We start from the raw sequence: 19,813 nt of genomic DNA on the forward strand, positions 1-19,813 counted from the left end.
ATCCCAATTACTCAGACGAGGAGGGAAAACAGTGGCAAAAAAATCAATGGTAATTAAGCAACAGCGGGACCCAAAGTTCAAAGTTCGTGCTTATACACGCTGCGAACGTTGCGGACGTCCACACTCTGTATTGCGTAAATTTCAACTTTGCCGTATCTGCTTCCGCGAATTGGCTTACAAGGGCCAACTTCCTGGAGTAAAGAAAGCAAGTTGGTAAACCCGGGTTATGGGAAGGAGGTTTTAAAACATGACGATGACAGATCCAATTGCAGATATGTTGACTCGCATTCGTAATGCGAACATGGCTCGTCACGAAAAATTGGAGGTTCCTGCTTCAAACTTGAAGAAGGAAATCGCTAGAATCCTTAAAGAAGAAGGTTTCGTTCGTGATGTAGAGTTTATTGATGATAGCAAGCAAGGTATCATTCGTATTTTCCTTAAGTATGGTGCCGACAACGAATTTGTAATCAGTGGATTAAAGAGAATCAGTAAGCCAGGATTGCGCGTTTATGCGAAGAAGGATGAAGTTCCTCGCGTACTAGGCGGACTTGGTATCGCTATTCTTTCTACTTCCAATGGTATCCTTACAGATAAGCAAGCACGTGCTTCTCAAACAGGTGGAGAAGTTCTAGCTTACGTTTGGTAATACATCGAGAACAAGAATGGAGGTGTAACGATGTCTCGTATTGGTAAGAAACCAGTAACGATCCCTGAAGGGGTTACTGTTACTATCGATAATAACTTTGTAACTGTTAAAGGTCCTAAAGGACAGCTTGCTCGCCAATTCAACCAAGATCTTAACATCTCTGTTGAAGGCAACGAGTTGAACGTAACAAGACCTTCTGATAATAAAACCCACCGCGCATTACACGGTACGACTCGCAGTGTAATCTCTAATATGGTGGAAGGCGTAACAAACGGTTTTGCGAAAAACCTTGAGATGGTTGGGGTTGGTTACCGTGCTGCAAAAGCAGGCAACAAGCTTACTTTGAGCGTTGGTAAGTCCCACCCGGTTGAAATCGTTCCAGAAGAAGGGATCGAATTTGATCTTCCTGCTCCAACGAAAATCGTTGTAAAAGGAATCGACAAGGAACGCGTTGGTCAAATCGCTGCGGAAATTCGTTCTGTACGTGAGCCTGAGCCTTATAAGGGTAAAGGGATCCGTTATGAAGGCGAACGTGTACGCCGTAAAGAAGGTAAAACTGGTAAGAAGAAATAAGGCTAGTTAGCCGAAGAAAGGAGCGACCAAGATGATTGCGAAACCTGATAAGAATAAGATCAGAAAGAAAAGACACTATCGTGTTCGCAATAAGCTTCAAGGAACTGCAGTTCGTCCTCGTTTGAACGTATATCGTTCTTCCAAGCATATCTATGCTCAAGTGATCGACGATGCGAGCGGCGTAACCTTGGCTTCTGCTTCTACTATGGATCCTGAGCTTAAAGGCGCTGTTGGACATGGCGGAAATGCAGATGCTGCACAAAAAGTTGGAGAGTTGGTAGCGAAAAGAGCGACTGAAAAAGGAGTTACTGAAGTGGTTTTCGACCGCGGAGGATACCTTTATCATGGACGTGTAAAAGCTCTTGCTGAAGCAGCTCGTGAAGCTGGTTTGAAATTCTAATCTCCGAGCCCGGTTCACGGGCACTATCATCTATAGAGCAACAATCGGTGATCTCTTATAAGAGGAGGGAAAAATATGCGTATTGACGCTAGCGGCCTTGAGCTAGAAGAGAAAGTTGTTGCCATTAACCGCGTATCTAAAGTGGTTAAAGGCGGACGTCGCTTCAGCTTTAGCGCACTTGTAGTAGTTGGCGATAAGAACGGACACGTTGGCGCTGGAATGGGTAAAGCTTCTGAGGTTCCAGATGCGATCCGTAAAGCGATTGACGATGCAAAGAAAAATTTAATTAAGGTTCCTTTAAGAGGAACTACAATTCCTCATCAAATTTCTGGACACTTCGGCGCAGGTAACGTATTGATAAAGCCTGCTGCACCTGGTACAGGAGTTATCGCTGGAGGACCGGTTCGTGCGGTTCTTGAGTTGGCTGGTGTAGGTGACGTATTGAGTAAGTCTTTGGGAACAAACAATCCAATCAACATGGTAAATGCTACATTAGAAGGACTTAGCCGTCTGAAGACTGCAGAGCAAGTGGCTAAGCTTCGCGGTAAAACTGTAGCTGAGTTGTTGAAATAGGAGGGATATCAGACATGGCTACATTGAAGATCACCCTCAAGAGAAGCACAATCGGACGTACGCAAGATCAAAAAGCGACCGTTGAAGCTTTGGGACTTCGCAAGCTTAACCAAACCGTTGAAAAGCAAGATAATGCTTCTATCCGCGGAATGGTTGAAAAAGTGAAGCATTTGGTTGAAGTAGAAGAAGTGTAATATAGTTAAAGCAAGTAAGAGGAGGTGCGATCATGAAACTACACGAATTGAAACCAGCTGAAGGGTCTCGTAAAGAGCGCAAGCGTGTTGGACGCGGAACTAGTTCCGGTTGGGGTAAGACTGCAGGACGTGGACATAAAGGTCAAAAGGCTCGTTCTGGCGGTGGCGTTCGCCCAGGGTTTGAAGGGGGACAAAACCCACTATACCGTCGTCTGCCTAAGCGTGGATTTACGAATCCTAACCGCGTAGAATATGCAGAAGTGAACCTTGACAAACTTAATCGCTTTGAAGCGAACACGGAGATCACTCCAGAGTTACTGTTGGAAACAGGAGTAATCAGCAGCTTGAAGGACGGAGTGAAAATCCTAGGCAACGGAGAACTAACTGTCGCTTTAACAGTGAAGGCAAACAAATTCTCTCAATCTGCCGTTGAAAAGATCGAAGCTGCTGGCGGTAAAACTGAGGTGATCTAATGTTTGGCACCCTCTCCAACATATTCAAGATTGGCGACTTGCGTCGGAAGGTGGTCTTCACCCTCTTGATGCTCGTCGTCTTTAGAATTGGAGCACACGTGCCAGTACCAAATATTAATGTGTCGTTATTGGAAGCCTTTGGGGAGCAAAATAACATCTTTGGCTTCCTGAACACATTTTCCGGTGGTGCGTTGCAGAATTTCTCTATCTTTGCGATGGGGATCATGCCTTACATTACAGCCTCAATTATCATGCAGTTACTATCAATGGATGTTGTGCCTAAGTTCACGGAGTGGGCTAAGGAAGGAGAAGCAGGTCGCCGCAAAATCGCACAATTGACGAGATACGGTACGATTATTCTAGGGTTTATCCAAGCGATTGGATTATCCTTCGGGTTTAATAACTTATACCCGGGATTGGTTGTCGACCCTAGCATAACGACCTATCTTCTCATTGCGATTACTTTAACGGCTGGAACTGCTTTTCTCATGTGGTTAGGGGAACAAATCACCGAGTTTGGTATCGGGAACGGAATTTCGATTATCATTACTGCCGGTATCGTAGCCAGTATTCCTGATGGAGTTCGCGCCATTTATGCTGCTGAATTCTATAATGCTGGAGACGCCCTTTTCCTTCATGCTTTAAAATTACTCGTTATCTTGCTAGTTCTTATTGCGATCGTTGTAGGAGTAATCTTCGTGCAACAAGGGATCCGCAAGATCCCGGTTCAATACGCCAAGCGCGTTGTAGGTCGCAGAATGTATGGCGGTCAATCGACCCACATTCCTTTAAAAGTAAATGCAGCAGGAGTTATGCCTGTCATCTTTGCGATTTCACTGATTGTGTTTCCACCGACCATTGCAAACTTCTGGGCTGGTAACGGAATTGCAGATTGGATCATCCAGAACTTCGATTACCGTGCTCCTCTAGGAATGTTTCTCTATGTATTGCTCATCATCGGGTTCACATTCTTCTACACATTCGTGCAGATTAATCCGATCCAGATGGCGGACAATATGAAGAAGAACGGGGGATATATTCCCGGCATTCGTCCAGGTAAAACAACGGTTCAATTTATCACTCGTACGCTGAATCGCCTTACGTTGGCTGGAGCGATTTTCTTAGCTGTCATCTCGATCTTACCGGTCATTTTTACAGCGATGAGTAATCTTCCGCAACAAGTTCAGATTGGTGGAACTTCCCTGCTGATTGTAATTGGTGTAGTATTAGATACGATGAAACAAATTGAAAGCCAACTGATAAAGCGCCACTACCAAGGCTTTATTAAGTAGCGTTTTGCCAAGAGGGACGGGAGGAGAGAAGAGAGATGAACATTATCTTGATGGGTTTACCAGGTGCAGGTAAAGGCACGCAAGCGGAGTATATTGTTAGGGACTTTAATGTTCCTCACATTTCCACTGGGGATATGTTCCGTGCAGCGGTGAAAGAGCAAACACCTATGGGTCTACAAGCGAAATCCTATATGGATCAAGGGCTTTTAGTTCCTGATGAGGTAGTGATCGGTATTGTAAAGGAACGTTTGGGTAAAGATGATTGTAGAAATGGTTTTCTGTTAGATGGATTCCCAAGAACTGTGGCCCAAGCCGAAGCGCTTGACCAGACGATTGAGGAATTGGGACGGAAAATCGATCATGTCGTGAATATCGAAGTGGATCGCAGCGAATTGTTGGCTCGCTTAACTGGTCGCCGCATTTGCCGCAGCTGTGGTGCTTCTTATCATGTCGTATTTAACCCGCCTGCGAAGGAAGGGGTTTGCGATAAGTGTAACGGAGAGCTATACCAACGAGAAGACGACAATGAAAAGACCGTTGCTACACGTCTTGATGTTAACATCGAACAATCCGCTCCATTGCTTTCTTACTACAACGGTAAAGGCTTGTTAAGAAATATCGATGGTCAGCAGGAAATCGGTAAAGTGTTCGAAGATATTGCAAACCTATTGCGAGGTCAAGCATAATGATCATTTGCAAGTCAAAAGCAGAGCTTGAGATTATGCGAGAAGCAGGACGCATTGTTGCTTTAACGCACCAAGAGCTCGCCAAATCTATTCGACCGGGTATCACTACCAGGGAATTAGATGAACTGGCTGATCAATTTATCCGTAGCATGGGTGCCATTCCTTCTTTTAAAGGTTATGGTGGATTCTCTGGGAGCATTTGTACTTCCGTGAATCAAGAACTCGTTCATGGTATTCCGGGTCCTCGTGCCCTTCAGGATGGCGATATTATCAGTATCGACATCGGTGCCGAGTGGAAAGGATACCACGGAGATTCTGCATGGACTTATGCCGTGGGGACGATTGCCGACGAAGCGAAGAAGCTGATGGAGGTAACGGAACAATCACTGTATAAGGGTCTAGAACAAGCTGTTCCAGGTGCTCGATTGTCAAATATTTCTCATGCTGTACAGGTGTGCGCAGAAGCTCATGGCTTCTCGATCGTCCGTGAGTATGTAGGGCATGGAATTGGACGTAATCTGCATGAAGATCCTCAAATCCCTAACTATGGACCTCCTGAGAGAGGACCACGGTTGAAGCCTGGGATGGTTCTAGCTGTAGAACCCATGGTGAATGCAGGCAAACGCTATGTTCGTACGTTAGAAGACAATTGGACCGTGGTTACGGTCGATAATTCTCTTTGTGCACACTATGAGCATACCATTGCCATTACAGATGATGGCTATGAGATTTTGACAAAGCCTTAATGCGCGTTGAGTGGCCCACAGCAAGTTGCGATATGCAATGAATAAGTTTCTTGAGTAACAATTGGAAGCACAAAGCAAAGGAGAGTGAATCCCTATGGCTAAAGAAGATGTAATCGAAGTAGAAGGCACGGTCATTGAGCCGCTGCCCAACGCGATGTTTAGAGTGGAACTTGAGAACGGACATAAGATCTTAGCCCATGTATCCGGTAAGATCCGCATGCACTTCATCCGTATTCTCCCGGGAGATAAGGTAACCGTAGAGTTATCTCCTTATGATTTAACTCGTGGTCGGATTACGTACCGTTATAAATAAAAATCATCGCCTTTGGCGATAAAGCAAATGCTTCTCTATGATCCCAGTTCGGCGTAGAAAGAAGCGTCAGAGGAGGGCCGCCCTTGCGGCACAACAATTACTTCCGAGCAGGTAGATTATTCGGCGCAGTTCGGGAGTGATAGAGGAGGTTATCAACGTGAAGGTTAGACCATCCGTTAAGCCGATTTGCGAAAAGTGCAAGATCATCCGTCGCAAAGGCAAAGTAATGGTTATTTGTGAAAACCCAAAGCACAAGCAAAGACAAGGATAATAATGAAGGAGGTGTCAACGTATGGCCCGTATCGCGGGAGTTGACTTACCACGCGAAAAGCGCGTGGAAATCGCATTAACTTACATTTTTGGAATCGGACGTTCTACAGCCTCTCAAATTCTTGCTTCCACTGGAATCAGCGATCAAACTCGTGTTCGTGATTTGACAGAAGAAGAAGTGGCTAAACTTCGTGAGTACATCGATAAGAACATTAAGGTTGAAGGGGATCTTCGTCGTGAAATCTCTTTGAACATCAAGCGTCTGATCGAGATCGGATCTTATCGTGGAGTTCGTCACCGTCGTGGATTGCCTGTACGCGGACAACGTTCTAAGACTAACGCTAGAACGCGCAAAGGTCCTCGCCGTACCATCGCTAATAAGAAGAAGTAAAGGAGGTAGGAATTTAAATGGCGAAAAGAAAAACAGCTGTTACTCGCACAAAGCGTCGTGACAGAAAAAATATTGAATCTGGCGTAGCTCATATCCGTTCTACGTTCAATAACACTATCGTTACAATCACAGACCCGCATGGCAATACCATCTCTTGGGCAAGTGCCGGCGGACTAGGCTTCAAAGGTTCTCGTAAGAGCACTCCATTCGCTGCGCAAATGGCTGCTGAGCAAGCTGCTAGAACAGCTATGGAGCACGGTATGAAAGCTGTTGAAGTTACAGTTAAGGGACCTGGCTCCGGTCGTGAAGCGGCCATCCGTTCCTTGCAAGCTGCTGGACTAGAAGTTAACATGATCAAAGATGTAACTCCTATTCCTCACAATGGTTGCCGTCCACCAAAACGTCGTCGTGTCTAATTTGGCGGATTTTTTTCGCAAGTTAGGGGTTTAAACATTACGTTCTCTGTCTATACTGGATTCATGTAGTGCATTTTACTAAATGCATGAGAACGGGTAGCAAACTTAGGTTGCGATATACTTGGTAACCGCCGAAGGGGAATTCCGGTTGTGGGGCAGGTAAGGATCCGTGCCATGCCTACGGTCCCCGTTCTTCGCTGCCGGAATTTTCGACGTTTGAAGGAGGGTTTGGATATGATCGAAATAGAAAAGCCTAAAATAGAAGTGGTAGAAGTTAATGATAATGCTACCTATGGTAAGTTTGTCGTAGAACCGCTTGAGCGTGGTTACGGAACAACATTAGGAAACTCCTTGCGTCGTATATTACTTTCTTCTCTACCAGGTGCTGCAATCACGAGCGTACAGATTGATGGAGTTTTGCATGAATTCTCAACCATCGAGGGTGTAGTCGAAGATACGACTCAAATTATCCTTAACATCAAACAGCTTTCTTTGAAAATTCATTCTGATGAAGTGAAGTATCTCGAAATCGATGCTGAAGGCATTGGTGACGTGAAAGCTGGAGATATTCGTGCAGATAGCGATGTTGAAATCTTGAATCCAGATTTGCATATTGCTACTTTGGAAGATGACGCTCGTTTGCACATCCGCCTCAAGGCCAACCGCGGCCGCGGGTATGTGCCTGCCGATCAAAACAAAGATGATGACCAGCCAATCGGCGTCATCGCCATTGATTCTATCTATACACCAATTTCTCGCGTAAACTATCAAGTAGAAAACACTCGCGTAGGGCAAGTGACAAACTACGATAAATTAACGCTAGAAGTCTGGACGGATGGAAGCATCCGACCAGAGGAAGCTGTCAGCCTTGGTGCAAAGATCCTGAATGAGCATCTGAATTTGTTCATCGGATTGACAGATGAGGCTAAGGATGCAGAAATCATGGTAGAAAAAGAAGAAGATAAAAAGGAAAAAGTTCTCGAGATGACGATCGAAGAACTAGATCTTTCTGTTCGTTCTTATAACTGCTTGAAGCGTGCCGGCATAAACAGCGTTCAAGAGCTGACCATGAAGACGGAAGAAGATATGATGAAAGTCCGCAATCTTGGACGTAAGTCGTTAGAGGAAGTACAAGAAAAGCTCGCCGAACTTGGTCTTTCCCTACGACAAGATGATTAGTTCACAAGTAAAAGGGAGGGAATCTAAATGGCATACTCTAAGTTAGGCCGTAGGTCTTCCGCTCGTAAGGCATTATTCCGTGATTTAGTTACGGATTTGATCATAAATGAGCGTATTGAAACTACTGAAACGAAAGCGAAGGAACTTCGTTCTATCGCAGAAAAATTAATCACTTTGGCAAAGCGCGGTGATCTTCATGCCCGCCGTCAAGTTGCTGCATTTGTTCGCGCTGAGGTGGCTAATGCTGAATCCGGACAAGATGCAATCCAAAAATTATTCGATGACATCGCTCCTCGTTTCGCTGAGCGTAACGGCGGATACACTCGTATCCTTAAGCTTGGACCTCGTCGCGGAGACGGCGCGCCAATGGTTTATTTGGAGCTTGTATAATCGAACGAACAAAAAGGGTGGGGCAGAATCTAAGGATGACCTTGATTCTGATTCTGTGCCCTTTTTTTGTATTGTCTTAATGAGGAGCGTGAATCCCTTATGATTCGCTTCGAGCAGGTCTATTTTGCATTCCCTAACGCTCCGGAGACGCTGATTCTAAAAGGAATTGATCTTTCCATCGTGGAAGGGGAAATCCTTACGATTATCGGTCACAATGGTTCCGGCAAATCGACGCTCGCCAAGCATATGAATGGTTTGCTCTTGCCTGACAAGGGAAGAGTTCTCGTTGATGCCATGGACACGAAGGAAGATAAGGAGATCTGGAAGGTTCGCCAGCGTGTAGGAATGGTCTTCCAAAATCCAGACAATCAATTTGTTGCTCCGACGGTGCTGGACGATGTGGCCTTCGGTTTGGAAAACCTGGGCGTACCTCAGTCTGAGATGATGGAAAGGATTGGAAAGGCACTCCATCAAGTTGGGATGTGGGAGTACAGGGACCGTGAACCGCATCGCCTTTCTGGCGGGCAGAAGCAACGGGTGGCGATTGCTGGAGTCTTGGCAATGAAGCCGAAACTGGTGGTGCTGGATGAGAGTACAGCCATGCTGGATCCCATAGGCCGTAAAGAGGTCATGGAAACCGTGCAAGAACTGGGCAAGCAGGGTATCACTGTGGTTAATATTACGCATTATTTAGAAGAAGCCTTTTTTTCTGATCGAATCATTGTGATGAATGAAGGGCAGATTTTTTTGCAGGGGACACCTCGCGAGATCTTTAAGCAGATGGACGTGCTCAAATCGATTGGTCTTGATGTCCCTTTTTCTGTAGAGCTAGCTTCACGGCTCCGCAAGCGCGGGGTTGCGATTGATGAAGAGGTTTGGCATGCCGAACAGTTGGTGGAGCGATTATGGAGCTTATTGTAAAACAATTAACGCACGTGTATGGCAAAGGAACCCCTTTTGAACGCTTAGCTTTGCATCCGATTGATCTCCGCATTCCCTCCGGGACGTTCGCTGCCGTCATCGGGCACACGGGTTCGGGCAAGTCTACGCTGATCCAGCATTTCAATGGATTGCTGCGTCCTACGACGGGGTCCGTTCAGATCGGAGACTTGGTTGTTACGGGAGATAAGAAGCAAAATCTTCGAGAGCTAAGAAAAAAGGTAGGCCTAGTTTTTCAGTATCCCGAGTACCAGTTGTTTGAAGAAACGGTAGAAAAGGACATCGCCTTTGGGCCAAGCAATTTTGACTTGCCGCCAGCCCTCATTCAAACGCGGGTAAAGGAGGCCATGGAGCTTGTGGGTCTTCCCTATGAGAAGTACAAGGACGTTTCTCCTTTCTCTCTTAGCGGCGGCCAGAAGCGAAGGGTCGCTCTTGCTGGCGTATTGGCGCTTCAACCAAAGGTACTCGTTTTGGATGAACCTACAGCCGGCCTTGATCCTCATGGAAAGAAGGAAATTCTATCGCGGTTGTATCGCATGCATCAACAGGAAGGATGGACGACCGTCCTGGTCACCCATAACATGGAAGATGCTGCACGCTATGCCGATCAGATTATTGTGATGAAGGATGGGGGCGTCTTCCTGCAAGGGACTCCTGCTGAAGTCTTCCAGCACGGAGAGCTCATCCAGCAAGCGGGCTTGGATCTTCCGGAAATTACGCGCTTTATTCTAAACCTGAATAAAAAGCTCGACCGTCCGCTTCCTACGGATATCTTCACGCTGGACAAGCTGGAGGAAGAACTGTTGAAGAGACGGAAGGTGGCGAAGCGATGAATTTTTTGAATCAGATTCCGATCGGTCAATTCGTCCCTGGAACCTCTTTTGTCCATCGTTTGGATCCACGTGCGAAGCTGATTTTTGTCGTGTTTTTCGCAGTTATGGTTTTTTGGGCCAAAGAGCCGATAAGCTATTTTCTATTGATTGGATTTATGCTGGTCTCTATTCTCATCTCGCGGATTTCTCCGGGCTATCTGCTGCGTGGCTTAAAACCGATCCTTTGGCTTATTTTGCTTACTGTTTTTATCCATTTGTTTATGACAAAAGGCGGAGATATCCTGTTCACCTGGAAGTGGGTAGAGATCCATGAGGAAGGCGTCAAGCAAGCGGTCGTGATTTCCCTGCGGCTTATCCTGCTTCTGCTGATGGCCTCGCTGCTAACCCTTACGACTTCTCCCATTGACCTCACGGATGGGATAGAAAGACTGTTTCAGCCACTGGCTCGTTTTCGATTTCCAGCTCATGAACTGGCGATGATGATGTCGATTGCCCTTCGTTTTATTCCCACCCTCATCGAGGAAACAGATAAAATCATGAAGGCGCAAATTTCCCGCGGGGCGGACTTCGAAAGCGGGAATCTCATGAAGCGCGCGAGAAACATGGTGCCCCTTTTGATTCCGCTGTTTGTCAGTGCATTTCGACGAGCTGAGGAGCTTGCCTTGGCCATGGAAGCGCGCGGGTATAGGGGAGCGGTAGGGCGGACCAAACTTAGGGAGCTCGCATGGTCTCGGCGCGATCTGCTTCTGTTGGGGATCGCAGTTTTATTCATCATGCTTTTCTTTATCATTAAGAGCTGGGGGTAAGTCTCATGGAGGAACTCCGGAAGGTCAAATGCATAGTCAGCTATGACGGAGGAAATTACGGAGGCTATCAGTTGCAGGCTAACCGCGTCACGGTACAGGAAGTTTTGGAAGAAGCCCTGGCCAAGGTGGTAAAGCAACCCGTTCGGATCTATGCCTCAGGACGGACGGATGCGGGGGTACATGCGAAAGGACAAGTCTTTCACTTTCAGACGAGTGTACGCATTCCAGAGGAAAGATGGCCATTGGCGATCAACGCCCTTTTACCGGAGGATATTTCTGTGTTAGAGGCTTCTTACGTACCTTCATCATTCCATGCCCGATTTGATGTCGTGGAAAAGACGTACCGCTATTGCCTATGGAATCAAAAGATTCCCGATGTCTTTTTACGCCGCTATTCTTGGCATATTCCGTATGAGATTAATCTTGAAGCGATGAGGGAAGCTTCACGCTTTCTGATTGGGGAGCACGACTTTACCTCGTTTTGTTCAATTAGAGCGGCGGTAGAGGACAAAGTGCGAGAGGTCTATAGTATTGACATTGAAGAAAGAGAAGCGGGCGAGGTCTGGCTTACCTTCCGGGGAAAAGGCTTCTTGTACAACATGGTTCGCATCATGGTAGGAACCTTGGTGAATGTTGGATCAGGGAAGACGCCTCCGGACAGGGTCAAAGAGATCTTGGAAGGGAAAGATCGTGATTTGGCGGGAAAAACAGCGCCTGCGCAAGGTTTATTTTTGTGGGAAGTAAAATATTAGTACGCCGGGATCTGTTGTTTTTTGCTTGACTCTTTTTAAATAATGTTATACACTATTCTTCGGTTATTTTAAATTCCCACCTCCCACGCCCGGGATTTAAAATATAGTTACGACGAATATAAATATTACAAATTTTGGTCTATTTACCGAGATTCATTAGGCACTTTAGGAGGGAAATCGATGCGTACCACATATATGGCTAAGCCAAACCAAGTTGAACGCAAATGGTATGTTGTTGATGCAGAAGGCCAAACTCTTGGTCGTCTTGCAAGTCAAATCGCTACAGTTCTTCGCGGAAAGAACAAGCCAGAATTTACACCGCACATTGACACCGGTGATTTCGTAGTTGTTATCAACGCTGACAAAATCAAGCTTACTGGTAATAAGTTAAACAACAAGATGTACTACTTCCACTCTTTACACCCAGGTGGATTGAAGCAATTTACTGCAGCTCAAATGTTGCAAAGAAAGCCAACCAAATTGGTTGAACTAGCGGTTAAGGGAATGCTTCCTAAGAACCGTCTTGGTCGTCAATTGTTCACCAAGTTGAAGGTGTATGCAGGATCTGAGCATCCGCATCAAGCTCAACAACCAGAAGTATTGGAAATTCGCGGTTAAGGATTAAAGGAGGTTTCAACTCGTGGCAACTGTACAATATTACGGAACTGGACGTCGTAAGCACTCCGTAGCTCGTGTTCGCCTTGTACCAGGCGATGGTCGCGTTGTGATCAACAAGCGCAGCATGGATGAATATTTTGGTGGTTTGGAAGTATTAAAGCTTATCGTTAACCAACCACTTGTGTTGACTGAAACTGCTGGCAAGTACGATGTACTTGTAAATGTAAAAGGCGGCGGAAACACAGGACAAGCTGGTGCAATCCGTCACGGTATCTCCCGTGCCTTGCTTCAAGCTGACCCTGAGAGCCGTGGAGCTTTGAAGAGAGCCGGATTCTTGACTCGTGACCCTCGTATGAAGGAACGTAAGAAATACGGACTTAAAGCAGCTCGTCGTGCACCTCAGTTCTCCAAGCGTTAATTTGGGATGCGTCAAAAGAAAAACCAGTCTGGATATCCAGGCTGGTTTTTTTGTTTGTGGGGGAGTTAGAGGGAAAGGGAAAGGGAAAGGGAGGACCCGCTCAGATACAAATATGTTCAGGCTGACCCCGGATTTCTCATAGAAGATTTTAGGCTGTTGGGCAAGAGAGTATGGTCCGATAAAACAATTTGGGTTGGTGGGAGAGTCTGAATAATAAAATTATCTAGGTAGAGGGCAGAGTCTGCTAAATAAAACTATCTAGGTTGGTGGTAGAGAGTAGGTAGTCGCTTTTCCTGAACCTTTGTGAGTAAGGTTCATTTCTCTTAGGAGTCTAGTGGTCATGTTGATCGATGGGATCAGTAGGAGTTCTCTGCACTGTTTATTTGTGATCGTGTTGAAGAGATGGAGATAATCTTGGATTGTTTCCTGATGAGCAAGCTTGTTCACCTGACGGCATTGAGGACAGTACCAGCTACCGTGTATCCTTTGGATGGGGATATGTGTGCAGGTTGGGCATCGAATTGGTGGAGGTCAGCCGAGGTTAAAGAGTATCTCTTAAGAATGTCAATGGGATCGGCTTGATACTGCTGTTGGTTAATGATAAGCTCGCTGATCTTTTGCATCATATAGGGTGTTAGTAGCTTTTCTCTTGGTTGGTTATTGAGTTCAATGATGCGCTCTGGAATCTGTTCCGCTTGAAGAATCTTTCGAAAAATTTGATGCATGCCTGGGTTGGTTTGAAGCATTGTCGACGGATCACCTATGGCTACTAGCGTTCCACAACTACTCCAAATAACTGTCCACAAACCCCGCTGATTTCGCCAGACCCCAGTCGAATTCGCACCCCAAACTCACAAATTTTAAGAAATACTCCCAAACTGATCCACTTTGATCACCAAACAGAATAGCAAACTCCCCAACCAGTAGCCATTGCAGATAACCAGCGCGGTTTAGCCTAGCCAGACCAACGGCCAATCTCCCTCAAGCCCAACCAAAACCTACCTCCACGATTCCCCACGTATGAACTCCCCTGCAACGAGAAACAATGGATAAAAAACTACTAAACTACAAACTAGGTGATACAACATGGAAGACAACATTGTTTCATTTGAAAAGCTGGCGAATCATCGGCATGAGGCGTTACAGAAAAAAGCGCTATATGGCATTGATAGCCAGGAGTTAAATAAATATTACCAGACAATTGTGAAAGACAGCATTGAGCATTTTTCTTTCCTGCAGAAGTATCTTGCCGAAGAATTTCTGGGGGATACGGTTATTGATTCTTTTACGATGGGGATCAAGGCCAGTAAGCTGCGTTTGGATGGAAAGAGCCTGGAGGAAATTGAGCAAGTATATTCTCGCGACTTGCAGGATTCCTTAGCCCAATTATCCAGCAGGCACCAGTTACATCAGTTTCTTCGCGAATGGGATGTTTATTCGCTTTCGATTATGGCCGAGGACCTGGGCGGAAAATGGTTCCGCAAAGGTGTTTTGTACGGGGAAAAACAACGGAAAATGCGGTTGATGTAAGGCATATCTCAGCCACCTGTCCCATAGATTGTTAGAGATAAGACTGGACGAGGTGGTGACCTGAGTTATGGTAAAGCAGAAAAAAGTTCTGCTATGGATTGCCTGTTTTTTGCTGCTCTTATCCATTATTACCTACGAATACCCCATGAGCGAGTCGTGGACGGCTTGGTCTCTGCCTTTATCCGGTGCCATCATTGCCATTGATCCGGGACATGGAGGGTTCGACGGGGGAGCGATGAGTAAGGATGGCGTTATTGAAAAGGATGTCGCCCTCAACATTTCGCTTTACCTCAGGGATTTTCTGCAGGAAGCGGGAGCGCTGGTCATTATGACAAGGGAAGTGGACGAGGACCTTGTCCAGGAAGGAAAGAAAGGGCAGCTGAAGCGGGAGGATATACACAGGCGTGTTCGGATGATTAATGCCAGCCATGCCGACTTAGCCGTAAGCATCCATTTGAATGCGATTCCTTCACCGAAATGGTTTGGGGCTCAAACCTTTTACTTCCCGGCGAAGCAGGAAAATCAAATCCTGGCCTTTCTCATCCAAGATGAAATCAAGAATAAGCTGGAAAATACCACTCGTTTTGCAAAGAAAAAAGGGGACATGTACCTGCTGAAGAATGTGGAGATGCCGTCTGCTCTCGTTGAGGTCGGATTCCTTTCTAATCCGGAAGAAGCTTCGCGGCTTGCTTCGGAAAAGTACCAAAAAAGCATGGCTAATGCTATCTATCAAGGGATATTAAGATACTACGGGGGGGAGAAGATCCCGAGCACTGAGTATGTGGAATAGCCTATATATGGGCATCCTACTATGGTATAATGAAAACCGGTTGGAAAACAGGTAATCGGGAAGGGAGTGCCTCGATGATAAGAGAAGAACAAGTATTGGAAGCCTTAAAAGGTGTAGAGGATCCAGAACTACATAAAAGTGTTGTGGAACTTAACATGGTTCGAAATATAAAAATCGAGGGAACATCGGTTAGCTTGGATGTGATTCTCACGATCCAAGGCTGTCCTCTGAAAGTCAAAATTCAAGAAGACGTTGTCAATGCGATCAAAGCACTCGGGGCGACGGACGTGCATGTGAATTTTGGCGCAATGACCGAACAGGAGCGCGCCGAGCTTTCAGCGAAGCTGCGTGGAGGAGGCCAGACGGCTCCAGGAGGGATCTCTCCTCTTCTCAGTCCAGAATCACCAGTGACCTTTATTGCGATTACAAGCGGAAAGGGAGGGGTTGGGAAGTCAACCGTCACGGTAAACTTGGCTACCTCCTTAGCGCGTCTAGGAAAGCGAGTAGGTGTGGTGGATGCGGACATTTACGGATTCAGTGTTCCTGAAATGATGGGAATCTCGCAAAGGCCAACCGTGATCGACAATGTCGTGCTTCCGGTTGAGCGTCACGGGGTGAAGGTCATCTCCATGGGCTTTTTCGTAGAAGACAACTCTCCTGTCATCTGGCGCGGGCCTATGCTAGGAAAGATGCTTCGCAACTTCTTCTCCGAGATTCATTGGGGAGAACTGGATTATATCCTATTGGACTTGCCCCCAGGAACAGGGGATGTGGCCTTGGATGTCCATCAGATGATCCCGCAAAGCAAAGAGATCATCGTGACGACCCCTCATGCTACAGCGGCGTTTGTTGCAGCGCGTGCGGGTTCCATGGCGCTTAAGACGGGTCATGAGATCCTCGGTGTCGTTGAGAATATGTCTTATTTCGAATGCGGAAAATGCGGCAGCCAGGAAGCCATCTTTGGAAAAGGCGGGGGAGAGAAGCTAGCCCAAGAATTAAAGACCGAGCTCTTGGCACAGATTCCTCTTGGACAGCCTGAAATCGATCCGAATAATCCAGAAGCGGCGCCTTCTGTATATGAAAAGGAATCGAAAATCGGATCCATTTATATGGATATGGCCAAAAAAATCATCAATAAAGCATAGCTAGAAAACTTGTTGACGCCAAGCTTTTAGTTCGGCGTCAACAAGTTTTCCTCGTGCTGTCCACATGATGTAACGAAGTTATCAACTCTGACAGTAAAAAAAGGAGCTGGGATCACCCAGCTCCTTAACTGCCTCCACCGCCGCCGCCGCCTCCACCTCCACTGCCTCCGCCTTCTCCACCGCCGCCGCCGCCTTCGCCGCCACCCTTTTTCTGTTCGGGCTTCATCATTTCTTTTTGGGCTTGTACCATGAGATTAATCATCTCTAAGCGGAATAGCGGGCTTTGCATGGCATCCTTCATGACGGACATGGTTTGCTGCTGGTAGGTGGTGCTGTTCATCGTTTGCAGCAAGCTTTCCTCAAACTTAGGATCGTTCATAACTTTAATTAGCATTTGTTGATATTCCGGATCCTTCATTAAATCTTTAATCAATTTCTTGTGCTCATCTTCTATAGCCTTAGCAAAAGCCTTTGCCACCTTAGGATCTTTCAGGAGTTCCTTAAATCCCTCTTTGCTTTTGGGGTCCATCAAGGTTTTTTCGACCGTCGATTGGATTTCAGGTCCGGCCATCATCACCTTGGGATCCTGGGAAGCCTCCTGGATTGCTTTTTTTCCTTCTTCCGTTGACAAAATATCCAAGACCATCGTTTTAGTCTCTTTATAATCAGGAGACGCTTTCTCCTGACCGCCACCCTGATTACAGCCCAGGATCAGTAAGAAAAGGCTGAAGGGGACTAGCCATTTAGCAGGTTTAGACATCTATCTATTGCTCCTTTCGGTTATCCTTTAGGATTAGTTTTCCGCAGAAATACCCGATTATCCAAATGGATGCATGCTGAAAGGGAAGTATGGTACAATCAGAGAGTTATATAGATGTTACATGGTATGAGGGAGGGCAGAGGGTTGAACATCAAGAAGTGGCTTTATCTCTTTTCCACCACCTTGCTTGTGGGGGGTGTCAGTTCTGTTCTTTTAGGGATAATCCTGGAGCAAGGGACCCTTTGGGGACAAGGATGGACAAACGTAATCATGGGGCTCGTGTGGAACTTTGGGCTGGGACTGCTGTTTAGCGTTGTTTCCCAGATGGGTTTTTTCGCTTATCTAACGATTCATAATGTAGGGATTGGTGTTTTTAAGAGCTTTTGGCCTTATGTCCAGATCCTCCTGATCGCCTATACATTTTTTGATATGGTATATTTTCGGTTTACTACGTTTGCCCAAGAGGGAGAGGGCTTTTTCGGATACATCTGGATCCCATTAGGCATTTTGCTTTATGCAATGGCCGTTTCTTACTTTAAAGTAAAGCAGACAAATAGGAATGCAGCCATTCCTACTGTATTTGTGATGTTTGTCGTTACGGTTATCGAATGGATTCCTGCCTTGAAGCAAAATAACCTGACAGGCATGTTTTATATGCTTATCCCGCTTCTTCTTTGCAATACCTGGCAGGTGATGCAGCTGCACCGCTTAACGAAAAAAAGCCCCATAGAGGAGCCTGCGGCGCTTACAAATTCAAGAGTGACACCGAAAAAAAAGACCAAAAGCAACTAGACCAAGGAGAAGGGACTTTTTCAAAAAAGAAAAGTCCCTTACTCTATTTCTTTGGCTTTGACTTTGGCATCGGCAAGGAGCTCCGATACGGTAGAGAATTCATATCCCTTCTTCTTTAGCTGTTCCAGAATGGTGGGCAGAGCAAGATGTGTTTGCTTGCTCGAGTCACTGGCATGCATTAAGATGATATCGCCGGGATGGGCATTTGTCACGACGTTCTGAACGATTTTGTCTACCCCTGGGTTAAGCCAGTCTTTGGAATCCGTATCCCACTGGATTACCCTATACTGCAGCTCATCGGCGATACGCAGAACCCGCTTATCAATGTCCCCATTGGGTGTCCGAATAAGAGTGGGCTTTTTGCCGGTTACTTCCTGCAAGACCGTATCCGCTTGGCGCATTTGCTTGCGGATTTCATCGTCCGTTAAGCGGCTGTAATTAATGTGTTTGTAGCCATGAGATCCGATTTCATAGCCTTGCTTTACGATTCGCTTAACAATATCCGGATGTTCTTTGCTCCACTCTGCCGAGAGAAAGAAGGTGGCTTTCTTTACCCCATGCTTTTCCAAAATATCAAGGATGGGGGTAGCCCGTTGTTCTCCCCAGCTGATATCGAAGGTCAGAGCCAGTTTTTTCTGATCGGTTTCCACTTTGTAAATGGCAGCCGGCGCTTTGCTTGTCTGGGTGAAAACGGCCATATTTTGCTTTTCAGCATAAGCGACACCAATGGCAAAAATGGCGGCCATGAGGATGACAAAGTATTGCTTAAGCTTGGCTCCGTTCAAAACCCAAATAAATTTCATCCCATTTCCCTCCCTGTGTTTGTCCAATACAAATGTATTGCGAAAGGGACGAGGTTATGCTTGGAAACAACAAAAAAAAATATGGTATAGTACCAAAAAGGGTGGTGTTTGGGCTTTTATGAAACTCATGGGAAAAATGAGAAAGGTGTTGCAAAATAATTCTCGTTATTTATGGCTTGGAACCTTGATCTTTATCGCAAGCGGACTGCTTGGTTATTTGAATGCCGAGGCGATCCAAAGTGTCGCGCAGGAATTTATGAAAGAATTAGAGCGTATTGCGGAAAAAATTGAGAAGAACGGCAGCGTGGCCTACACCTTCTGGGTCATTTTTCAAAACAATGTATTAGCTTCTTTATCTATGCTTGGTCTTGGGGTGTTTTTTGGGATTTACCCGCTTCTGGCTTTAGTGGCCAATGGAGTCCTGCTCGGATTTTTGTTGAAGGTTTTTGCTTTAAACGGAGCCAATCCTTTATTAATCCTTGTTTTGGGCATTATGCCGCATGGCGTTATTGAAATCTTTGCCGTCATTCTCGCTGCGGCTCTCGGCATCAAGTACGGCACGTTCATTTTCCGCTTGTTAGGGAATTTGGGGAATGCGAGTAGAAGAACAGGCATCCTTGATGATTTTAAAGATAGCCTGCAGGATCTTCCCTTTACGGTAGGAGCAGTAATTGTCCTTCTCTTTATTGCTGCCTTGATCGAAAGCACGGTGACGCCTGCCCTGATTCAAATGTTTATTGGCGATTTGGGCCCACTGTAATGCATAAGAATCGAGAAGGTAAGGAATCATAATCTCACATTTACAATTTCCAGGAGTTGGGATGCGGATGATGGGATTTTTATTCAATCAGAAAGAATGCCAGGAAATGGAGTATATGCTCCGGCGCGAATTGGAAGAACTTCTGTTGGATCTAGGTGATAAAAGAATTGACGGTGTCGTCAGGAGGGCCATGGAAGATCGTTATTCCACCGTCTTCAAGATGTATGGCCGGCTGGTTTCCCCCAAGGAGTTATCCAAGTATGTAAGGAATAAGACGAAGACAAGTCATTGATGGAAAAAAAGAAGAAGTTGTCTAGCTCGTTTA

31 protein-coding genes are annotated in these 19,813 nt (G+C 46.0%); 28 read left to right on the top strand and 3 right to left on the bottom strand.

Translation table 11 applies throughout. From position 1 onward, the window contains the following. Positions 1-31 precede the first annotated feature (31 nt). The 22 genes from ABLT31_RS15320 to rpsI all read left to right on the top strand — a co-directional run bounded on the left by ABLT31_RS15320 (position 32) and on the right by rpsI (position 12,908). Positions 32-217, top strand: a complete 186-nt coding sequence (locus tag ABLT31_RS15320) for a type Z 30S ribosomal protein S14 (RefSeq protein ID WP_367753050.1) — start codon at positions 32-34, stop codon at positions 215-217. 30 nt (positions 218-247) lie between these two features. Continuing rightward, positions 248-646: a 30S ribosomal protein S8 gene (rpsH, locus tag ABLT31_RS15325; RefSeq protein WP_367753052.1), complete on the top strand. Its 399-nt coding sequence runs from the start codon at positions 248-250 to the stop codon at positions 644-646. 30 nt (positions 647-676) lie between these two features. Then, the gene (gene rplF, locus ABLT31_RS15330; RefSeq protein WP_367753054.1) at positions 677-1,219 is read left to right on the top strand and encodes a 50S ribosomal protein L6; all 543 of its coding nucleotides are present in this window, start codon (positions 677-679) and stop codon (positions 1,217-1,219) included. Between the two features lie 31 nt (positions 1,220-1,250). Further along, the gene (rplR, locus tag ABLT31_RS15335; protein WP_367753056.1) at positions 1,251-1,619 is read left to right on the top strand and encodes a 50S ribosomal protein L18; all 369 of its coding nucleotides are present in this window, start codon (positions 1,251-1,253) and stop codon (positions 1,617-1,619) included. Between the two features lie 75 nt (positions 1,620-1,694). Continuing rightward, positions 1,695-2,192: a 30S ribosomal protein S5 gene (gene rpsE, locus ABLT31_RS15340; protein ID WP_367753058.1), complete on the top strand. Its 498-nt coding sequence runs from the start codon at positions 1,695-1,697 to the stop codon at positions 2,190-2,192. 14 nt (positions 2,193-2,206) lie between these two features. Continuing rightward, positions 2,207-2,386 (top strand): 50S ribosomal protein L30, encoded by a 180-nt coding sequence (gene rpmD / locus ABLT31_RS15345; protein ID WP_367753060.1) that lies wholly within the window; start codon positions 2,207-2,209, stop codon positions 2,384-2,386. A 32-nt stretch (positions 2,387-2,418) separates the two neighbouring features. Further along, entirely contained in the window at positions 2,419-2,859 is a 441-nt protein-coding gene (gene rplO, locus ABLT31_RS15350) for a 50S ribosomal protein L15 (protein WP_367753062.1), read from the top strand. Continuing rightward, positions 2,859-4,151 carry a preprotein translocase subunit SecY gene (gene secY, locus ABLT31_RS15355; protein WP_367753065.1) on the top strand — a complete coding sequence of 431 codons (1,293 nt, stop codon included), beginning with the start codon at positions 2,859-2,861 and terminating at the stop codon, positions 4,149-4,151. The genes rplO and secY overlap by 1 nt, the downstream gene beginning before the upstream one ends. A gap of 35 nt (positions 4,152-4,186) precedes the next feature. Further along, positions 4,187-4,837 carry an adenylate kinase gene (locus ABLT31_RS15360; RefSeq protein WP_367753067.1) on the top strand — a complete coding sequence of 217 codons (651 nt, stop codon included), beginning with the start codon at positions 4,187-4,189 and terminating at the stop codon, positions 4,835-4,837. Beyond that, on the top strand, positions 4,837-5,583 hold the full coding sequence (gene map / locus ABLT31_RS15365; RefSeq protein WP_367753069.1) for a type I methionyl aminopeptidase: 747 nt from the start codon (positions 4,837-4,839) through the stop codon (positions 5,581-5,583). The genes ABLT31_RS15360 and map overlap by 1 nt, the downstream gene beginning before the upstream one ends. A gap of 94 nt (positions 5,584-5,677) precedes the next feature. Beyond that, positions 5,678-5,896 carry a translation initiation factor IF-1 gene (infA, locus tag ABLT31_RS15370; RefSeq protein WP_010896341.1) on the top strand — a complete coding sequence of 73 codons (219 nt, stop codon included), beginning with the start codon at positions 5,678-5,680 and terminating at the stop codon, positions 5,894-5,896. Positions 5,897-6,053: 157 nt separating this feature from the next. Beyond that, positions 6,054-6,167, top strand: a complete 114-nt coding sequence (gene rpmJ, locus ABLT31_RS15375; RefSeq protein ID WP_057900126.1) for a 50S ribosomal protein L36 — start codon at positions 6,054-6,056, stop codon at positions 6,165-6,167. Between the two features lie 21 nt (positions 6,168-6,188). Next, positions 6,189-6,557 carry a 30S ribosomal protein S13 gene (rpsM, locus tag ABLT31_RS15380; RefSeq protein WP_367753073.1) on the top strand — a complete coding sequence of 123 codons (369 nt, stop codon included), beginning with the start codon at positions 6,189-6,191 and terminating at the stop codon, positions 6,555-6,557. A 17-nt stretch (positions 6,558-6,574) separates the two neighbouring features. Then, positions 6,575-6,973, top strand: coding sequence for a 30S ribosomal protein S11 (rpsK, locus tag ABLT31_RS15385; protein ID WP_129201549.1), 399 nt, complete (start codon positions 6,575-6,577; stop codon positions 6,971-6,973). Between the two features lie 234 nt (positions 6,974-7,207). Beyond that, complete coding sequence (locus tag ABLT31_RS15390; RefSeq protein ID WP_367753524.1) at positions 7,208-8,152, top strand: DNA-directed RNA polymerase subunit alpha; 945 nt, start codon at positions 7,208-7,210, stop codon at positions 8,150-8,152. A 27-nt stretch (positions 8,153-8,179) separates the two neighbouring features. Next, positions 8,180-8,542 carry a 50S ribosomal protein L17 gene (gene rplQ, locus ABLT31_RS15395; RefSeq protein ID WP_367753077.1) on the top strand — a complete coding sequence of 121 codons (363 nt, stop codon included), beginning with the start codon at positions 8,180-8,182 and terminating at the stop codon, positions 8,540-8,542. A gap of 99 nt (positions 8,543-8,641) precedes the next feature. Beyond that, the gene (locus ABLT31_RS15400; RefSeq protein ID WP_367753080.1) at positions 8,642-9,463 is read left to right on the top strand and encodes an energy-coupling factor transporter ATPase; all 822 of its coding nucleotides are present in this window, start codon (positions 8,642-8,644) and stop codon (positions 9,461-9,463) included. Beyond that, the gene (locus ABLT31_RS15405; RefSeq protein WP_367753083.1) at positions 9,448-10,314 is read left to right on the top strand and encodes an energy-coupling factor transporter ATPase; all 867 of its coding nucleotides are present in this window, start codon (positions 9,448-9,450) and stop codon (positions 10,312-10,314) included. Before ABLT31_RS15400 ends, ABLT31_RS15405 begins: the two co-directional genes overlap by 16 nt. After that, a complete protein-coding gene (locus ABLT31_RS15410) occupies positions 10,311-11,120 on the top strand; it encodes an energy-coupling factor transporter transmembrane component T family protein (protein ID WP_367753085.1) in 810 nt (269 codons plus the stop codon). Before ABLT31_RS15405 ends, ABLT31_RS15410 begins: the two co-directional genes overlap by 4 nt. A 5-nt stretch (positions 11,121-11,125) precedes the next feature. After that, the gene (gene truA / locus ABLT31_RS15415; RefSeq protein ID WP_367753087.1) at positions 11,126-11,872 is read left to right on the top strand and encodes a tRNA pseudouridine(38-40) synthase TruA; all 747 of its coding nucleotides are present in this window, start codon (positions 11,126-11,128) and stop codon (positions 11,870-11,872) included. 180 nt (positions 11,873-12,052) lie between these two features. Beyond that, entirely contained in the window at positions 12,053-12,490 is a 438-nt protein-coding gene (gene rplM, locus ABLT31_RS15420; protein ID WP_367753089.1) for a 50S ribosomal protein L13, read from the top strand. A 22-nt stretch (positions 12,491-12,512) separates the two neighbouring features. Continuing rightward, on the top strand, positions 12,513-12,908 hold the full coding sequence (gene rpsI / locus ABLT31_RS15425; RefSeq protein WP_367753091.1) for a 30S ribosomal protein S9: 396 nt from the start codon (positions 12,513-12,515) through the stop codon (positions 12,906-12,908). 443 nt (positions 12,909-13,351) lie between these two features. Here the strand turns inward: rpsI and ABLT31_RS15430 are convergent, their stop codons facing one another. Continuing rightward, complete coding sequence (locus tag ABLT31_RS15430; protein ID WP_367753094.1) at positions 13,352-13,654, bottom strand: hypothetical protein; 303 nt, start codon at positions 13,652-13,654, stop codon at positions 13,352-13,354. A gap of 340 nt (positions 13,655-13,994) precedes the next feature. Between ABLT31_RS15430 and ABLT31_RS15435 the strand changes: the two genes are divergently transcribed. From ABLT31_RS15435 to ABLT31_RS15445, 3 genes are all read left to right on the top strand, one after another. Further along, entirely contained in the window at positions 13,995-14,438 is a 444-nt protein-coding gene (locus ABLT31_RS15435) for a DUF2521 family protein (protein WP_367753096.1), read from the top strand. Between the two features lie 67 nt (positions 14,439-14,505). Beyond that, positions 14,506-15,228 carry an N-acetylmuramoyl-L-alanine amidase CwlD gene (gene cwlD, locus ABLT31_RS15440; RefSeq protein WP_367753098.1) on the top strand — a complete coding sequence of 241 codons (723 nt, stop codon included), beginning with the start codon at positions 14,506-14,508 and terminating at the stop codon, positions 15,226-15,228. A gap of 74 nt (positions 15,229-15,302) precedes the next feature. After that, positions 15,303-16,373 (top strand): Mrp/NBP35 family ATP-binding protein, encoded by a 1,071-nt coding sequence (locus tag ABLT31_RS15445; RefSeq protein WP_367753526.1) that lies wholly within the window; start codon positions 15,303-15,305, stop codon positions 16,371-16,373. A 124-nt stretch (positions 16,374-16,497) separates the two neighbouring features. Here ABLT31_RS15445 and gerD read toward each other — a convergent pair whose 3' ends face one another. After that, the gene (gene gerD, locus ABLT31_RS15450) at positions 16,498-17,133 is read right to left on the bottom strand and encodes a spore germination lipoprotein GerD (RefSeq protein WP_367753100.1); all 636 of its coding nucleotides are present in this window, start codon (positions 17,131-17,133) and stop codon (positions 16,498-16,500) included. Positions 17,134-17,277: 144 nt separating this feature from the next. On the opposite strand from gerD, the gene ABLT31_RS15455 reads away from it, so the two are divergent. Beyond that, positions 17,278-17,925 (top strand): KinB-signaling pathway activation protein, encoded by a 648-nt coding sequence (locus ABLT31_RS15455; protein WP_367753102.1) that lies wholly within the window; start codon positions 17,278-17,280, stop codon positions 17,923-17,925. Between the two features lie 38 nt (positions 17,926-17,963). On the opposite strand, the gene pdaB is transcribed toward ABLT31_RS15455, so the two are convergent. Further along, the gene (pdaB, locus tag ABLT31_RS15460; protein WP_367753105.1) at positions 17,964-18,728 is read right to left on the bottom strand and encodes a polysaccharide deacetylase family sporulation protein PdaB; all 765 of its coding nucleotides are present in this window, start codon (positions 18,726-18,728) and stop codon (positions 17,964-17,966) included. Positions 18,729-18,864: 136 nt separating this feature from the next. Here pdaB and ABLT31_RS15465 point away from each other — a divergent pair, with 136 nt between their 5' ends. Next, complete coding sequence (locus ABLT31_RS15465; RefSeq protein ID WP_367753108.1) at positions 18,865-19,488, top strand: stage II sporulation protein M; 624 nt, start codon at positions 18,865-18,867, stop codon at positions 19,486-19,488. A gap of 67 nt (positions 19,489-19,555) precedes the next feature. Then, positions 19,556-19,780 carry a hypothetical protein gene (locus ABLT31_RS15470; RefSeq protein ID WP_367753110.1) on the top strand — a complete coding sequence of 75 codons (225 nt, stop codon included), beginning with the start codon at positions 19,556-19,558 and terminating at the stop codon, positions 19,778-19,780. Positions 19,781-19,813: the final 33 nt, after the last annotated feature.

The sequence above is a fragment of the Ammoniphilus soli genome (genome assembly GCF_040813775.1).

Excerpts from the sequence above, each read along its gene's own strand:
- map (WP_367753069.1), top strand. The coding sequence starts at position 4,837 with ATGATCATTTGCAAGTCAAAAGCAGAGCTTGAGATTATGCGAGAAGCA.
- rpsH (WP_367753052.1), top strand. The coding sequence starts at position 248 with ATGACGATGACAGATCCAATTGCAGATATGTTGACTCGCATTCGTAAT.
- gerD (WP_367753100.1), bottom strand. The coding sequence starts at position 17,133 with ATGTCTAAACCTGCTAAATGGCTAGTCCCCTTCAGCCTTTTCTTACTG.
- ABLT31_RS15430 (WP_367753094.1), bottom strand. The coding sequence starts at position 13,654 with ATGCTTCAAACCAACCCAGGCATGCATCAAATTTTTCGAAAGATTCTT.
- ABLT31_RS15390 (WP_367753524.1), top strand. The coding sequence starts at position 7,208 with ATGATCGAAATAGAAAAGCCTAAAATAGAAGTGGTAGAAGTTAATGAT.
- rpsE (WP_367753058.1), top strand. The coding sequence starts at position 1,695 with ATGCGTATTGACGCTAGCGGCCTTGAGCTAGAAGAGAAAGTTGTTGCC.
- rplQ (WP_367753077.1), top strand. The coding sequence starts at position 8,180 with ATGGCATACTCTAAGTTAGGCCGTAGGTCTTCCGCTCGTAAGGCATTA.
- truA (WP_367753087.1), top strand. The coding sequence starts at position 11,126 with ATGGAGGAACTCCGGAAGGTCAAATGCATAGTCAGCTATGACGGAGGA.
- ABLT31_RS15410 (WP_367753085.1), top strand. The coding sequence starts at position 10,311 with ATGAATTTTTTGAATCAGATTCCGATCGGTCAATTCGTCCCTGGAACC.
- ABLT31_RS15465 (WP_367753108.1), top strand. The coding sequence starts at position 18,865 with ATGAGAAAGGTGTTGCAAAATAATTCTCGTTATTTATGGCTTGGAACC.
- ABLT31_RS15400 (WP_367753080.1), top strand. The coding sequence starts at position 8,642 with ATGATTCGCTTCGAGCAGGTCTATTTTGCATTCCCTAACGCTCCGGAG.
- ABLT31_RS15360 (WP_367753067.1), top strand. The coding sequence starts at position 4,187 with ATGAACATTATCTTGATGGGTTTACCAGGTGCAGGTAAAGGCACGCAA.
- ABLT31_RS15445 (WP_367753526.1), top strand. The coding sequence starts at position 15,303 with ATGATAAGAGAAGAACAAGTATTGGAAGCCTTAAAAGGTGTAGAGGAT.
- rplO (WP_367753062.1), top strand. The coding sequence starts at position 2,419 with ATGAAACTACACGAATTGAAACCAGCTGAAGGGTCTCGTAAAGAGCGC.
- rplM (WP_367753089.1), top strand. The coding sequence starts at position 12,053 with ATGCGTACCACATATATGGCTAAGCCAAACCAAGTTGAACGCAAATGG.
- rpmD (WP_367753060.1), top strand. The coding sequence starts at position 2,207 with ATGGCTACATTGAAGATCACCCTCAAGAGAAGCACAATCGGACGTACG.
- cwlD (WP_367753098.1), top strand. The coding sequence starts at position 14,506 with ATGGTAAAGCAGAAAAAAGTTCTGCTATGGATTGCCTGTTTTTTGCTG.
- ABLT31_RS15435 (WP_367753096.1), top strand. The coding sequence starts at position 13,995 with ATGGAAGACAACATTGTTTCATTTGAAAAGCTGGCGAATCATCGGCAT.
- pdaB (WP_367753105.1), bottom strand. The coding sequence starts at position 18,728 with ATGAAATTTATTTGGGTTTTGAACGGAGCCAAGCTTAAGCAATACTTT.
- rpsM (WP_367753073.1), top strand. The coding sequence starts at position 6,189 with ATGGCCCGTATCGCGGGAGTTGACTTACCACGCGAAAAGCGCGTGGAA.
- secY (WP_367753065.1), top strand. The coding sequence starts at position 2,859 with ATGTTTGGCACCCTCTCCAACATATTCAAGATTGGCGACTTGCGTCGG.
- ABLT31_RS15470 (WP_367753110.1), top strand. The coding sequence starts at position 19,556 with ATGATGGGATTTTTATTCAATCAGAAAGAATGCCAGGAAATGGAGTAT.
- ABLT31_RS15405 (WP_367753083.1), top strand. The coding sequence starts at position 9,448 with ATGGAGCTTATTGTAAAACAATTAACGCACGTGTATGGCAAAGGAACC.
- rpsK (WP_129201549.1), top strand. The coding sequence starts at position 6,575 with ATGGCGAAAAGAAAAACAGCTGTTACTCGCACAAAGCGTCGTGACAGA.
- rplR (WP_367753056.1), top strand. The coding sequence starts at position 1,251 with ATGATTGCGAAACCTGATAAGAATAAGATCAGAAAGAAAAGACACTAT.
- infA (WP_010896341.1), top strand. The coding sequence starts at position 5,678 with ATGGCTAAAGAAGATGTAATCGAAGTAGAAGGCACGGTCATTGAGCCG.
- rplF (WP_367753054.1), top strand. The coding sequence starts at position 677 with ATGTCTCGTATTGGTAAGAAACCAGTAACGATCCCTGAAGGGGTTACT.